The organism is Shewanella corallii, from assembly GCF_023349125.1.
Lineage (GTDB): Bacteria > Pseudomonadota > Gammaproteobacteria > Enterobacterales > Shewanellaceae > Shewanella > Shewanella corallii.
Genome location: NZ_JAKIKT010000002.1, coordinates 601,771 through 616,775, shown reverse-complemented (window position 1 = coordinate 616,775; position 15,005 = coordinate 601,771). Strand labels below are relative to the sequence as shown.

The 15,005-nt window shown below is 51.6% G+C and carries 12 protein-coding genes; 11 read left to right on the top strand and 1 reads right to left on the bottom strand.

Annotated elements, in window-relative coordinates; genetic code table 11:
- Positions 1-25 precede the first annotated feature (25 nt).
- The 7 genes from nusA (at position 26) to nlpI (ending at position 9,572) form a co-directional block, all read left to right on the top strand.
- Positions 26-1,525, top strand: a complete 1,500-nt coding sequence (gene nusA / locus L2725_RS07965) for a transcription termination factor NusA (protein ID WP_115136319.1) — start codon at positions 26-28, stop codon at positions 1,523-1,525.
- Positions 1,526-1,550: 25 nt separating this feature from the next.
- A complete protein-coding gene (gene infB, locus L2725_RS07960; protein ID WP_248935332.1) occupies positions 1,551-4,202 on the top strand; it encodes a translation initiation factor IF-2 in 2,652 nt (883 codons plus the stop codon).
- 99 nt (positions 4,203-4,301) lie between these two features.
- Positions 4,302-4,715 (top strand): 30S ribosome-binding factor RbfA, encoded by a 414-nt coding sequence (gene rbfA / locus L2725_RS07955; protein ID WP_248935331.1) that lies wholly within the window; start codon positions 4,302-4,304, stop codon positions 4,713-4,715.
- Positions 4,715-5,665 carry a tRNA pseudouridine(55) synthase TruB gene (gene truB, locus L2725_RS07950; protein ID WP_249248446.1) on the top strand — a complete coding sequence of 317 codons (951 nt, stop codon included), beginning with the start codon at positions 4,715-4,717 and terminating at the stop codon, positions 5,663-5,665. The genes rbfA and truB overlap by 1 nt, the downstream gene beginning before the upstream one ends.
- 129 nt (positions 5,666-5,794) lie before the next feature.
- The gene (gene rpsO / locus L2725_RS07945; RefSeq protein WP_115136102.1) at positions 5,795-6,064 is read left to right on the top strand and encodes a 30S ribosomal protein S15; all 270 of its coding nucleotides are present in this window, start codon (positions 5,795-5,797) and stop codon (positions 6,062-6,064) included.
- Positions 6,065-6,360: 296 nt separating this feature from the next.
- Entirely contained in the window at positions 6,361-8,460 is a 2,100-nt protein-coding gene (gene pnp, locus L2725_RS07940) for a polyribonucleotide nucleotidyltransferase (RefSeq protein WP_249248445.1), read from the top strand.
- Positions 8,461-8,666: 206 nt separating this feature from the next.
- Positions 8,667-9,572 (top strand): lipoprotein NlpI, encoded by a 906-nt coding sequence (gene nlpI, locus L2725_RS07935; RefSeq protein WP_248935328.1) that lies wholly within the window; start codon positions 8,667-8,669, stop codon positions 9,570-9,572.
- 52 nt (positions 9,573-9,624) lie between these two features.
- On the opposite strand, the gene L2725_RS07930 is transcribed toward nlpI, so the two are convergent.
- On the bottom strand, positions 9,625-10,353 hold the full coding sequence (locus L2725_RS07930; RefSeq protein ID WP_115136099.1) for a FadR/GntR family transcriptional regulator: 729 nt from the start codon (positions 10,351-10,353) through the stop codon (positions 9,625-9,627).
- Between the two features lie 398 nt (positions 10,354-10,751).
- Between L2725_RS07930 and L2725_RS07925 the strand changes: the two genes are divergently transcribed.
- The 4 genes from L2725_RS07925 to L2725_RS07910 all read left to right on the top strand — a co-directional run bounded on the left by L2725_RS07925 (position 10,752) and on the right by L2725_RS07910 (position 14,970).
- On the top strand, positions 10,752-11,504 hold the full coding sequence (locus L2725_RS07925; RefSeq protein WP_249248444.1) for an SDR family NAD(P)-dependent oxidoreductase: 753 nt from the start codon (positions 10,752-10,754) through the stop codon (positions 11,502-11,504).
- Positions 11,505-12,446 carry a 2-dehydro-3-deoxygalactonokinase gene (locus L2725_RS07920; protein ID WP_249248443.1) on the top strand — a complete coding sequence of 314 codons (942 nt, stop codon included), beginning with the start codon at positions 11,505-11,507 and terminating at the stop codon, positions 12,444-12,446. It abuts the gene before it with no gap.
- Between the two features lie 66 nt (positions 12,447-12,512).
- Positions 12,513-14,078: a sodium/sugar symporter gene (locus L2725_RS07915; protein ID WP_249248442.1), complete on the top strand. Its 1,566-nt coding sequence runs from the start codon at positions 12,513-12,515 to the stop codon at positions 14,076-14,078.
- Positions 14,062-14,970 (top strand): SMP-30/gluconolactonase/LRE family protein, encoded by a 909-nt coding sequence (locus L2725_RS07910; RefSeq protein WP_249248441.1) that lies wholly within the window; start codon positions 14,062-14,064, stop codon positions 14,968-14,970. The genes L2725_RS07915 and L2725_RS07910 overlap by 17 nt, the downstream gene beginning before the upstream one ends.
- Positions 14,971-15,005: the final 35 nt, after the last annotated feature.

The window sequence follows — 15,005 nt, the reverse complement described above, 5'->3', positions numbered from 1 at the left end:
GGATAAAGGTGAACGAGGCAAGACGATGAACAAAGAGATTCTGCTGGTTGCTGAAGCGGTATCCAACGAGAAAGCCGTACCGCGCGAGAAGATTTTTGAAGCGTTGGAATATGCGCTGGCAACCGCTACCAAGAAGAAGTACGAAGGTGATATCGACGTACGTGTCGCTATCGATCGCAAGACAGGTCACTACGACACTTTCCGTCGTTGGCAGGTAGTTGAAGACACAGGTGAGCCGCTGGAAAACCCATTCCGCGAGATCACACTGGAAGCTGCTCGTTATGAAGAGCCGGAAATTCAACTGGGTGAATTCATCGAAGATGAAATCGAGTCAGTGGTTTTTGACCGTATCACTACCCAGACTGCCAAGCAGGTTATCGTACAGAAAGTACGTGAAGCCGAGCGCGCTCAGGTTGTTGAACAGTTCGAAGATAAAGAAGGCGAGCTGATCACCGGTGTGGTGAAAAAGAGCAACCGTGACAGCGTAGTGGTTGACCTGGGCAACAATGCTGACGGCGTCTTGTACAAAGAAGACCTGATCAGCCGTGAAAGCTTCCGTCCTGGTGATCGTGTTCGCGCACTGCTGTATTCAGTACGTCCCGAAGCTCGTGGTGCTCAGCTGTTCCTGACCCGTACCAAGCCAGAAATGCTGATCGAGCTGTTCCGTGTAGAAGTACCGGAAATTGCAGACGAAATGATTAACGTTATGGGCGCAGCCCGTGACCCAGGCAGCCGCGCTAAGATCGCCGTTAAATCCAACGACAAGCGTATCGATCCTATCGGTGCTTGCGTAGGCATGCGCGGTGCTCGTGTTCAGGCCGTTTCCAACGAGTTGGGTGGTGAGCGTGTTGATATCGTGCTGTGGGATGATAATCCAGCACAATTCGTGATCAATGCCATGGCACCGGCTGATGTGGCCTCTATCATAGTTGACGAAGATAACCACTCCATGGATATCGCTGTTGAAGCCGACTCTCTGGCTCAGGCGATTGGCCGTAACGGTCAGAACATCCGTTTGGCGACCCAGCTGACCGGCTGGACTCTGAACGTGATGACTGTGGAAGATATGAACGCCAAACATCAGGCCGAAAGCGCCAAGATTGTTGACCTGTTCACCGGTTCTCTGGATATCGATGACGACTTTGCTCAGCTGTTGGCTGATGAAGGTTTCACTTCACTGGAAGAGATCGCTTATGTGCCGGTAGCTGAGCTGCTGGAAATTGACGGCCTGGACGAAGATATCGTTGAAGCGCTGCGTGAGCGCGCCAAGGCTGCAATCTCTACCCGTGCACTGGCACAGGAAGAGGCGCTGGATGGTGTTGAACCAAGCGCTGACCTGCTGGCTCTGGAAGGTTTGGAACGTCACCTGGCTTACATTATGGCAAGCAAAGGCGTAATCACACTGGAAGATTTGGCCGAACAAGGCATTGATGATTTGATCGAAATTGAAGAATTGACAGAAGAGAAAGCTGGTGAGCTCATCATGGCTGCCCGCAACATCTGTTGGTTTGGCGAAGAAGCATAAGTCGATCAACAGGGGGAGTTAACTGATGACAGAAAACACAGTAGAAAAACTGGCTTCGGAAGTAGGCAAAGACGTTGAGCGACTGATTGAGCAGTTTTCTCAGGCGGGTATTAGCAAGTCCCGTAACGACGTTGTCTCCGAAGCGGAAAAACAAACTCTGATTGAGTTTTTGAAAAAGCAGCACGGCGCTGACGGTCAACCCACCAAGATGACCCTGCAGCGTAAGACTGTATCTACCCTGAGCGTATCTGCCGGCGGTGGTCAGTCCAAAGACGTAAAAGTGGAAGTACGTAAGAAGCGTACTTTCGTCAAGCGTGACCCGGCAGCATTGAAGGCGGAAGCTGAAGAGCAGGCACGTGCAGAAGCAGAAGCGCAAGCAGCTGCTGAGGCCGCTGCCCAGGCAGAAGCAGAAGCCCGCGCTAAAGCAGAAGCAGAAGCTAAGGTAAAAGCTGAGGCAGACGCCAAGGCGAAAGCTGAAGCAGCTGCAGCCAAAGCGAAAGCTGACGCCGAAAAGAGTGCTGAGCCCGAAACCGAAGAGGCCCGCGAAGCGCGCCTAGAAGCTGAGCGCATCAAGAGTGCTCAGGAGGAAGCTCTGAAACGTAAGCAAGACGAAGAAGCAGCCAAGGCTGCTGAAGAAGCCCGTCGTTTGGCAGAAGAGAATGCCAAGCGTTGGGAAGAAGAAGAGAAACGTCGCCTGGAAGCCGAGCGCAGCCAGGACCATCACGTGACCACTTCTAAAGTAGCTCAGGCTGCTGAAGATCGCAGTGATATGGACGAAGAGAAGCGCGGCCGTCGCAGCCGTAACAAAACTCAGGGCAAAAAGCGTGGCGGTAAAGATGCCCGTGATGGCCGTGAGCGCCACATGAGAGGCAAAGCAGCACCTAAGTCTATGGCTCATGGCTTTAACAAGCCAGTTGCTGCCGTTAACCGTGAAGTTCGTGTAGGCGAAACTGTCACTGTTGCTGAGCTGGCTCAGAAAATGGCAGTGAAAGCTACTGAAATCATCAAGCAGATGATGAAGATGGGCTCCATGGTAACTATTAACCAGGTACTGGACCAGGAAACTGCTCAGCTGGTTGCTGAGGAGATGGGCCACAAGGTAGTTCTGCTGCGTGAAAACGAGCTGGAGCATCAGGTACTGGCTGACCGTGACGACGATGAGCAAATGGAGCCTCGTGCACCGGTTGTGACCATCATGGGTCACGTTGACCACGGTAAGACCTCTCTGCTGGATTATATCCGTCGCGCTAAAGTTGCGGCTGGCGAAGCAGGTGGTATTACCCAGCATATCGGTGCCTACCATGTAGAAACCGACAACGGCATGGTGACCTTCCTGGATACTCCTGGTCACGCTGCGTTTACCGCAATGCGTGCCCGTGGTGCTAAAGCGACCGATATCGTAATTCTGGTTGTGGCAGCCGATGACGGTGTTATGCCTCAGACCATCGAAGCGATTCAGCACGCCAAGGCCGGTAACGTGCCTCTGATTGTTGCTGTGAACAAGATGGATAAGCCAGAAGCCGATCCGGACCGCGTTAAGACTGAGCTGGCTCAGCACAACGTGATGTCTGAAGATTGGGGCGGCGACAACATGTTCGTACACGTGTCAGCAAAAGCTGGTACCGGTGTAGACGAGCTGCTGGAAGCTATCCTGCTGCAAGCTGAAGTACTGGAACTGACTGCACGTCGTGAAGGTATGGCTGCCGGTGTTGTGATTGAATCCAAACTGGACAAGGGCCGTGGTCCTGTAGCGACTGTTTTGGTTCAGGAAGGTACTCTGCGTCAGGGTGATATCGTTCTGTGTGGTCTGGAGTACGGTAAAATCCGTGCGATGAAGGATGAGAACGGTAAGTCCATCACTGAAGCAGGTCCATCTATCCCGGTAGAGATCCTGGGTCTGTCCGGTGTACCGTCTGCCGGTGATGAAGCCACAGTTGTTCGTGATGAGCGTAAAGCTCGTGAAGTTGCTCTGTACCGTCAGGGTAAGTTCCGCGAAGTGAAACTGGCACGTCAGCAGAAGGCCAAGCTGGAGAACATGTTTGCCAACATGACCGAAGGCGAAGTTCAGGAGCTGAACATCGTACTGAAAGCTGACGTACAGGGTTCTCTGGAAGCGATTGCAGACTCTCTGGCCAAACTGTCTACCGACGAAGTGAAAGTGAACATCATCGCCCGTGGCGTTGGTGCACTGACCGAAACCGATGCGACTCTGGCTGCAGCGTCCAACGCGATTATGGTTGGCTTTAACGTTCGTGCGGATGCTCAGGCACGTAAGACCATTGAAGCTGAAGCCGTAGATCTGCGCTACTACAGTGTAATCTATGACCTGATCGATGAAGTTCGCAGCGCAATGAGCGGTATGCTGGCTCCTGAGTTCAAGCAGCAGATTATCGGTCTGGCTGAAGTACGTGACGTGTTCAAGTCGCCTAAACTGGGTGCTATCGCAGGTTGTATGGTGACTGAAGGTATCGTGAAGCGCAGCGCGCCAATCCGTGTACTGCGTGAAAACGTGGTTATCTATGAAGGCGAACTGGAGTCTCTGCGTCGCTTCAAGGATGACGTTAACGAAGTCCGCAACGGTATGGAATGTGGTATCGGCGTTAAGAACTACAACGACGTTCGCGTAGGCGATCAGATCGAAGTATTCGAGACCGTTGAAGTCGCACGTACCCTGTAAATAAGTAGTATTTGACAAGGGCGGCCGATATCCGCGCCGGTGACATCAGATTTGTTCTGAGGTTGCCGGTGCGAATATGGCCGCCCTTTGGTGATTAATATGGCAAAAGAATTCAGTCGTACCCGTCGTATCGGTCAGCAGCTGCAACAGGAGCTGGCCATGGTACTGATGCGGGAAATTAAAGACCCTCGGGTTGGCATGGTGACGGTAAATGATGTTGAAGTATCCCGTGACCTGAGCTTTGCCCGTGTATTTGTGACCTTCTTTGAAGACAATCCAGAGGCGGTTGAGGACAAGCTGGCAGCACTGGCTGCAGCGGCGCCTTACATCCGCACTCTGGTGGCAGGTCGCATGAAGCTTCGTGTGATGCCAGAGCTAAAGTTCGTTTACGATGCTTCTCTGGTTGAAGGTATGCGCATGTCCAATCTGGTGAGTCAGGTTATCAAGTCTGATCAGGCCAAAGCCGAGAAGTTCGGCGCTGAAGATGACAAGGACAACGGAGAGGAAGCCTGATGGCCCGCCGCCCCAAAGGCCGTTTCATTGACGGCATAGTGCTGCTGGACAAGCCAACCGGTGAAAGCTCCAACCATGTGCTGCAAAGGGTGAAGCGTATCTATAATGCGGCCAAAGCCGGTCATACAGGCGCGCTGGACCCTCTGGCTACAGGCATGCTGCCTATCTGTCTGGGAGAAGCGACCAAGTTCTCTTCTCACCTGCTGGATGCGGATAAGCGTTATCTGGTGACAGCCAAGCTGGGTGAGCGAACTGATACCAGCGACAGTGATGGCGAAGTGGTGCAAACCCGTGAAGTGGCTTTCAGCGAACAGCAGCTGCTGAATGCACTGGAACACTTCCGTGGCGACACCATGCAGGTGCCTTCCATGTACTCTGCGCTCAAGTATCAGGGGCAGCCTCTGTACAAGTATGCCCGCGAAGGCAAGGAAGTCCCCCGCGAAGCCCGCCCAATCACAGTATTCGAGCTGAACTTTATCAAGCTGGAAAACGATGAACTGACGCTGGATATTCACTGCTCCAAAGGCACCTATATCCGCACTATCATCGACGATTTGGGTGAAATGCTGGGCTGTGGTGCTCATGTCATTATGCTGCGTCGCACTGCTGTTGCCGGTTACCCTTATGAAAAAATGGTAACTCTGGAGCAGTTGGAAGCCTTGCTGGAGCAAGCACGTGAACAGGAAATTGCGCCCAAAGAGCTGCTGGATCCTATTCTGTTGCCGATGGACACTGCCGTGGCTGATCTGCCTGAAGCCAATGTGCATGAGTCGGCTGCTGGTTATCTGATGAATGGTAACCCGGTTCAGGTCGCAGGTTTGCCGTCAGATACCCTGGTACGCATCACTCTGGGTGAAGCACGCCAGTTTGTGGGTATAGGTCAGATGAACGATGATGGTCTGCTGGCGCCCAAGCGTTTGATTGTGCTGCAGCAACCAGGTCAGGATTGATCTTGGTTATTAATTGGTCCTGGTTCAGCCCGGGCGCTTGCGCCTGCTGACGAATCTGGCTAAAATACCGCTCCCTTCGGCTGAGTTAGTGATCGGCTGAAGATTAACATTGATATCTTGGAGAGACACATGTCACTAAGTACTGAAGCGAAAGCACAAATCGTTGCCGAATTCGGCCGCGGTGAAAACGACACTGGTTCTACTGAAGTTCAGGTAGCTCTGCTGACTGCGCAGATCAACCACCTGCAAGGCCACTTCAAAGAGCACATCCACGATCACCACTCTCGTCGTGGTCTGCTGCGCATGGTTAGCGCTCGTCGTAAGCTGCTGGCTTACCTGAAGCGCACTGAAAACGACCGTTACGTAGCTCTGATCCAGAAGCTGGGTCTGCGTCGCTAATTTCGCGTCTCGCTCAAAGAAAGGAGGCTCCTGCCTCCTTTTTTGTTGTTTCAAAGCCACCGATAGGTGGCTTTTTTTATGACTTTTTAATGACAATCATGGGGTTGGTAACTGCAGCGTAAGCGAACAAAAGCGAGGCGGAAGGCCTGTGTAGCAGGATATCGAGGCGCAGTCGGCAGCGGGCGGGATACCGCAAAATAAGCGGCTTGCGGGTACAGGCAGCACTTTATCTGTCACAAGTACTTGCAGTATACTTACGCGCGTATTTAAGGTCATTAAATTAAGGAATGGGTCAAGTGAATCCTATCGTAAAAAGTTTTGAGTATGGTCAGCATACTGTCACCCTGGAAACAGGCGTAATTGCACGTCAAGCTGATGCAGCCGTTCTGGCCAGCATGGGCGATACCACTGTTCTGGTAACTGTTGTCGGCAAGAAGCAAGCCGATCCGGGCCGTGACTTCTTCCCTCTGACTGTAAACTATCAGGAAAAGACTTACGCAGCCGGTAAGATCCCTGGTGGTTTCTTCAAGCGTGAAGGCCGTCCATCTGAAGACGAGACTCTGATTGCACGTCTGATCGACCGTCCAATCCGCCCACTGTTCCCTGACGGTTTCACCAATGAAGTTCAGGTGATCATCACCGTTGTTTCCGTTGACCCACAGATTGAGCCGGACATTGTTTCCATGATCGGTACATCTGCTGCTCTGGCTATCTCTGGTATTCCATTTAATGGCCCACTGGGTGCAGCCCGTGTTGGTTATGTAAATGGCGAATATACTCTGAACCCAGGTGCTGAAGAGCGTTTGAACTCTGAGCTGGATCTGGTTGTTGCCGGTACTCAAGGCGCAGTACTGATGGTTGAGTCTGAAGCTAAAGCTCTGCCAGAAGAAGTAATGCTGGGCGCAGTAGTATATGGTCACGATCAGCAGCAGGCTGTTATCAACGCCATCAACGAGTTTGCGGCCGAAGCCGCTAAGCCACGTTGGGACTGGACTGCTCCGGAAAAAGACCAGACTCTGGTTGAGCAGATCAAAGAACTGGCTGAAGAAAGCCTGACCAACGCTTACCAGATCACTGCCAAGCAAGAGCGTTACGAAGCTGTTGGCGCGATCAAGAAAGCCACCATCGAGAAGCTGCAGGAAGCCAATCCTGAGCTGGACGTACGTGAAGCCAGCGATCTGCTGGGTAGCCTGGAGAAGCAGGTAGTACGTAGCCGTATCATCGCCGGTATGCCACGTATCGATGGCCGTGAGCCAGATATGGTTCGTGCCCTGAGCGTAATGGCCGGTGTATTGCCACGTACCCACGGTAGTGCTCTGTTCACCCGTGGTGAAACTCAGGCACTGGTTACCTGTACTCTGGGTACCGAGCGTGACGCACAGAAGATCGACTCTATCATGGGCGAGCGCACTAACCGCTTCATGCTGCACTATAACTTCCCTCCATACTCTGTAGGTGAAACCGGTATGGTTGGTTCACCTAAGCGTCGTGAAATTGGTCATGGTAAGCTGGCATGGCGTGGTATCAACGCAGTAATGCCAACTTCTGACGAGTTCCCATATTCAGTACGTGTAGTATCTGAAATCACCGAATCCAATGGTTCTTCTTCCATGGCTTCTGTATGTGGTACTTCTCTGGCTCTGATGGATGCCGGTGTACCTATCAAGACTTCTGTAGCTGGTATTGCTATGGGTCTGGTGAAAGAAGGTGACAACTTCGTGGTTCTGTCTGACATCCTGGGTGACGAAGACCACCTGGGCGACATGGACTTCAAAGTAGCCGGTACCCGCGACGGTATTACTGCTCTGCAGATGGACATCAAGATCGAAGGTATCACCAAAGAGATCATGGAAATCGCTCTGCAGCAAGCATACGGTGCCCGTGTTCACATTCTGAACGTGATGGACCAGGCGATTGAAGCGCCACGTGATGATATCTCTGATCACGCTCCACGCATTACCACCATCAAGATCAACCCAGAGAAGATCCGTGATGTAATTGGTAAGGGCGGCGCGACTATCCGTGCTCTGACCGAAGAAACCGGTACTACCATTGAACTGGAAGATGACGGTACAGTTAAGATCGCCTCTACCAATGGCGATGCTACCCGTGAAGCTATCCGTCGTATCGAAGAGATCACTTCTGAAGTAGAAGTAGGTCGTATCTACAAGGGTAAAGTTATCCGTATCGTCGACTTCGGTGCCTTCGTTAACATCCTGCCAGGCAAAGATGGTCTGGTTCACATCTCTCAGATTGCTGAAGAGCGTGTGACCAACGTATCTGACCACCTGCAGCTGAACCAGGAAGTAGACGTTAAAGTGATGGAAGTGGACCGTCAGGGCCGTGTACGTCTGTCTATCAAAGAAGCCAAGGCTAAAGAGCCAGCAGCTGAATAATTCACTTAAGTGAATGAGTTAAAAGGAGACCTTAGGGTCTCCTTTTTTGTTGTCTGTGGTTTATCCATCGTAGCTTCCTAAATGAAAACAGTGACTTTTGTCGATGGCGCCATGATGAGCGGGTTGCTATTATGGAGCTATCGAGTTTGGCTGAATGTCTGCAGTAAAGGCAAAGCCGCCGGATCAAATATTGAAGGTGATAAAGGATGAAATTGAGATTTCCCGACACGTTACTGGCTGTAACACTGGGATTAAGCCTGTTGACCACTGGCTGCAGCAGTACACCTGAGCGTACCGATCTGGAAGGCAAGATGGTGGTAGTGCCACCTATGCCTGAGTACAAGAAAGAGGTTACTCTGGCCAAGCTCAATGAGATTCTGGGTACCATGGAGTTGTCTCCTGAGCAGCGAGCCCGCTTCCTCTATGAGCGCGGTGTAGTATACGACAGCGTCGGTCTGCGGCTGCTGGCCCGTATAGACTTTCATCAGGCCCTGAAAATTGAGCCTCAGTTAGCCGACGCCTACAATTTCCTGGGGATCTACTACACCCAGGAAGGGGAATATGAGAGTGCCTATGAGGCGTTCGATGGTGTGCTTGAGCTGGCACCTGACTATGACTATGCCTTCCTGAATCGAGGTATCGCCCTTTACTATGGTGATCGCAATGAGCTGGCGGTCGGCGATCTGCAAACCTTTTATCAGCTGCAGCCCCAGGATGGTTATCGGGCGCTATGGCTCTATATCGTAGACAGCGAGACTGACCCGGAATCAGCACTCGCCAACCTTGCTGAACACAGAGGTACTCTGCCTGACGGTGCCTGGTCCAGCGCTTTGGTTGATTTCTATCTGGGACGACTGACCAAGGAGCAACTGTTTGACCTGGCCAAGGCGGATCTGACAGACCCTACTGAGTACATTGAGCGCCTGTGCGAAGCATACTTCTACCTGGCCAAGCGTGAGATGACACTGGGGAATTATCAGGAGGCGACCAACTACCTTAAGCTGGCACTGGCCACCAATATCTATGATTTTGTTGAGCACAGATACGCCAGACAGGAGCTGCAGAAGATTCGCAGCATTCTGGATGCGCCTGCACCCACAGAAGAAAACTGAGTTGAAATGAAAAAGCCGGCAGTGATTGCCGGCTTTTTTGTATTCAAAAAAATCAGATTGTTGGCATTGCCGTGGTGCGCTCTACAAACTGTGACTCAATCAGTTCTATGGCTTCATCCAGAATCTCCTTCGAGGCCTTGTAGGCAGCATCTGCATCTCTGGATTTAATAGTGTCCAGGATGTGCTGGTGCTTCAATACATCAGCTCCGGGAACCCCTTTGATTCTATTGGTATAGCGGATACTTACCCGCAGCGCAGTGGCGATAAAATTGGTCAGCTGGTAGAAGAAACGATTACAGCTGGCTTCCAGGATTGCCGTATGGAAAGCGATATCAGCCTCCAGCGGGTCATCCAGACCATTATCCGCATCTCGCATGCGATTCAGTGCCTGTTCTATATTTCTCAGCTGCTCAGCATTGGCCTGAAGTGCTGCCAATGCGCAGGCCTGGGGTTCGATGGCAACCCGCATCTGGGTGAATTCATGCAGCAACTGGATAGAGGGCTTGGAGCTGAGGATCCAGCTCAGTACATCTGTGTCGAACAGATTCCAGTTATGTTCCGGCATCACTCTGATGCCTTGCTTGGGTCTGGAGGTTATCAGGCCTTTGGCCGAGAGCATTTTTACTGCCTCCCGGGTCGCGCTGCGACTGACACTGTATATGGAGCAGATATCAGCTTCTGAGGGAAGACCGCTGCCCACTGCGTAGTTGCCTTTAACAATCTCCATTCCGAGATTGTGGGTCAGCTGATGGGTAAGGTTATGCTTCTCGCGTAGATCCATAATATTTCTTATTAATCACGTAAATAATAACTGGCTTCCCACTGTCAGGAGCGCACAGGTTGCTGGCGGGATAACTCATCCTACCTCAGTTTTAAGCTACTGGAAAACCAGTAAATACACTTTCCCTTCATAAACAGGCGAGGTCGCCGGTATTGCCGGGCGAAATATTTTGTGTTTAACTAATGTTAATAAATATTATAAATAATACAAGGGAGGGTTCTGGGGTAGAGCTGTTATGACAAGGGGAAGTACCTGACAGTATCTCGAAAGACAGATGCCCCAAGCCGGAAAACGGAAGGTGATGGTCTAATCAGTCAAGAATAATTGGCTGAAATAGTTGCAAAAGTCAGCATGCTGTTACAGCTTTTCTTTTGGGGCTATTAAAAAGGAGTAGATATATGACCATTTCACAGCTGAATTATCAGCTGGGCGGGCGGCATGTTTTTATCACTGGTGGAGCAACAGGAATTGGTGCTGCGCTGGTTACTGCTTTTGTGGAGCAGGAGGCTGATGTCACCTTTGTCGACATTAACAAGAATGCAGGGGAGGCGCTGATAAAGGGCCTGCAGTTAACCTCCGGACAGAAGCTCGAGTTTGCTCAGTTGGATGTTACCGATACCAAAGCCTTGCAGGCGAGCATCGCCGGGCTTGGGAAACTGGATGTATTGATTAACAACGTTGGCAACGACGCCAGATATGACTCAGAGTCAATCTCTGAATCTCAGTGGCTTGAGTGCATGAGTATCAACCTGCATCCAGCGTTTTTTGCATCTCAGGCTGCCGTCCCTCTGCTTAAGGTTCAGGGTGGCGTGATCCTCAATTTTTGCTCCAACATGGCTTATCTTGGGGAGCGTAATATGGCTGCGTATGTGACGGCCAAAGCCGGCATAGCCGGAATGACCAAGGCACTGGCCAGAGACTTTGGGGCTGACGACATCCGGGTAAATGCCATCGTGCCGGGTTGGGTGGCCACTGAGCGGCAATTGCAACAGTGGCTCTCGCCGCAGCATGAACAGCAACTGATGGAAATGGTGGCAATTCCAAAACGTATTACACCAGAAGATATCTCCAGGCTCGCCCTGTTTTTGGCGTCTGATGACAGTGGGTTTATCACTGGGCAGTGCATGGTGATAGATGGAGGCAGGGTATAAGTGACAGCCCCGGATAAGGTAATAGTGGTTGATTGGGGGGCGAGTTGCCTCAGGGCTTACCTGTGCCTTGCTGTCGGTAAAGAGCTGACTGTTCTGGACAGTGTCTCCGGCCCCGGGGTGACCAAAGCAGGTAATGACTTCGAGGCTGTGCTCACTTCGGTGATCTCTTCCTGGAGTGCCAGCTATGGTGGTCTCCCGGTTCTTATGTCCGGACATATTGGTTCTAACCTTGGCTGGCATGAGGCTCCCTATGTGTTTTGTCCTGTATCTCCCGTGGATGTTGCGTTGCATGCGGTGAGTTTTATGGCAGGTATCCACAAAGTCTATGTGATTCCCGGGGTCAGCTGTGCAGACAATGATCAGCATATGGATGTTATGCGTGGTGAAGAGATACATGTGCTGGGATGGCTCAAACTGGACTCCCGCCATGAACAGGGTACACATCTTTTATGTTTACCCGGTACACACACCAAGTGGGTACTGGTGAAAGATGGTGTTATCTCTATGGTCAAAACGGCCATTACAGGAGAGCTTTACGACCTCTTGTGCCATCAGAGCGTCCTGATCCAGCAAGCCGCAGAGCAGATGGATATGTGCGCTTTTCAACGGGGCGCGAAACTGACGCTGGAGAGTGAGAATGGGCAGTTTGTCCATGGCCTGTTCAGTGTCAGAACCTTGCAGGTTCTGGGGCGCTTGAAGCCAGAAGAGGCCAGCTCCTACCTGTCGGGGTTACTGATAGGCAGTGACATCAGGGCGGCCCTGATGGCCCAAGAGTGGCGTCTTGATGAATTGGCGTCTATCACCCTTATTGGCAGTCCTCCATTGTGTGGGCTGTTTGAAACAACAATGAAAATGAAGCAATTAACTCCCGGTTGTGTCGATGACAAGCAAACCTGCTTAAGCGGATTTTCCGCCATCTACCGGGCAGTTTTGAAGGAGTAGTAACTGGTGTCGGGACTCAGGTCTGCGACAAAATGACAATAACAAATATGCTCATTGGGGGAGTATATGGAACTAACCACACTCGATTTATCTGTGGTCGCCCTGTATGTGGTGGCTCTGACCAGCATTGCGTTCTGGGTTTCCCGAGAAAAGGCCGGACATGAAAAAAATGCCAATGATTACTTTCTGGCCGGTAACTCTCTTCCCTGGTGGGCGATTGGGGCATCGCTGATAGCCGCCAATATTTCCGCCGAGCAGATCATTGGTATGTCCGGCTCCGGTTATAAAATTGGCCTGGCCATCGCCTCCTACGAATGGATGGCAGCGATTACTCTGATCATTGTGGGTAAGTACTTTCTGCCCATCTTCCTGAAAAAGAAAATCTACACCATGCCTCAGTTCCTTGAACAGAGGTTTGATGGTCGTGTCAGGCTGATCATGGCTATCTTCTGGCTTGGCGTCTATATCTTCGTCAACCTTACCTCTGTATTGTGGCTGGGAGCTCTGGCGATTAATACCATAGCCGGTGTGGATATGTTCTACGGCATGCTGTTCCTGTGTTTGTTCTCTGTTGCCTATTCACTCTATGGCGGCCTTAAGGCTGTTGCCTTCACTGACATTATTCAGGTGGTACTTCTGGTATTCGGCGGCCTGTTCCTGACGGTGACGACACTGGAAATGCTGGGTCAGGGGCAGGGCCTGTTGGCAGGTTTGGATAATATTTTTGCCCAGGCGCCTGAGAAGTTTGACATGATCCTTGCCAAGGACCACCCCCACTATATAGATCTGCCCGGGTTGTCTGTATTGATTGGCGGTATGTGGGTGATGAATCTCTCTTACTGGGGATTCAATCAGTACATTATTCAGCGCACCCTGGCGGCAAAGAGCCTGCGAGAGGGGCAGAAAGGCATCGCCTTTGCTGCATTTCTGAAGTTACTCATGCCTATCATAGTGGTGCTGCCGGGGATTGCTGCTTACCTGCTGCTGCCTGAACTGGACCGTCCCGACAGAGCTTATCCTGAATTAATGTTGATGATGCCGGAAGGGTTAAGGGGATTGATCTTTGCTGCTGTGATTGCCGCGATAGTTTCCTCTGTAGCTTCCATGACCAATAGTATTGCCACCATTTTCACCATGGATGTTTACAGTAAACTGGGCAGTAAAGAGCATCAGCCCGGCCACCTGGTCAGAGTCGGACGAACTGTCAGCCTGCTGGCCATGATTATTGCACTCTTTACCGCCAAACCCTTACTTGGCAATTTCGATCAGGCTTTTCAGTATATTCAAGAGTTCACTGGCTTCTTCACCCCTGGCATAGTGGTGCTTTTCCTGTTTGGTATGTTCTGGAAAAAGACCACCGCCAACGCTGGGCTGGCGGCGGCGCTGGGATCTGCCGTGCTGTCATTTGCCTTCAAGTTGTTCTGGCCTGAGTTGCCCTTTATGGACAGAGTTGGATTGGTATTCCTGCTCTGCGCTGCCCTTGCGGTTATCGTTTCTCTGGCTGAGCAGAACAAGGCTCAGCCCAAAGGCATTGAACTGGCTGATGTGAACTTCTCAACATCCAAAGGCTATAACCTGGCCGGAGTCGCCGTTACTCTGATTTTGATCGCCGAGTATGCAGCCTGGTGGTGATGGCGTAATGGTTTCTGCCCGGTTTCTGTATTCAGTACCCGTCGCCAATATTTTGGGGGAGGGGGTGATATGGGACGCCGGGCAGCAACAGGTTTGGTGGACAGATATTGAAGCATGCCTACTGTATTGCTTTGCGCCTTCATCCCGCGATTTGACTCAGTACAAACTTCCCCGAAGGCTTTGCAGCTTTGCGCTGACTGACAATCCCGGAACCATCCTGGCAGCATTTGATACAGGTTTTGGACTCTATCAGCTTGATAGTGGAGAGCTTGAATGGCTGGCCCGCCCTGAAACTGCACCAGGACCCACCAGGCTGAATGATGGCCGGGTGGACAGCGCTGGAAGGTTTTGGTGCGGCTCCATGGTGGAAGGGAATGCTGGTGTCGGCGAACAGGGAAGCTTGTATAGCCTGGATAGGGGAGAGTGCAGGAGTCACTGCGGTGGCTTTGAGATATTCAATGGACTGGCATGGAGTCAGGATAAGGCGTGGTTATACTGCGCCGACTCAGCTAAACACCTGATATACCGTCATCCCTGGGAGCCTGAAGATGGCAGCCTGGGGCCGGCCGAAATATTTGTCCGAACACCTGACACTGTATTCCCCGATGGCTCCGCGGTGGATGCCGGTGGAGGCTTGTGGAATGCGCAGTGGAATGGCAGCCGGGTTGTCAGATACACCCCTGAAGGGCAGATTGACTTTGTGCTTCACCTGCCCGTAAGCCAACCAAGCTGCGTCTCATTTGGTGGACCGGATATGAACCTCCTGTTTGTTACAACAGCCAGTACCGACCTGTCTGCTGAGCAAGTCTCCCGGCAACCAGAAGCCGGAAACCTGCTGGTTTATCAAATTTCCGGTGTCACAGGGACACCGGCCAATAAATATAATATCTAGTTGTTGTACCTGACTTTTCGCTATTAACTGGCAGC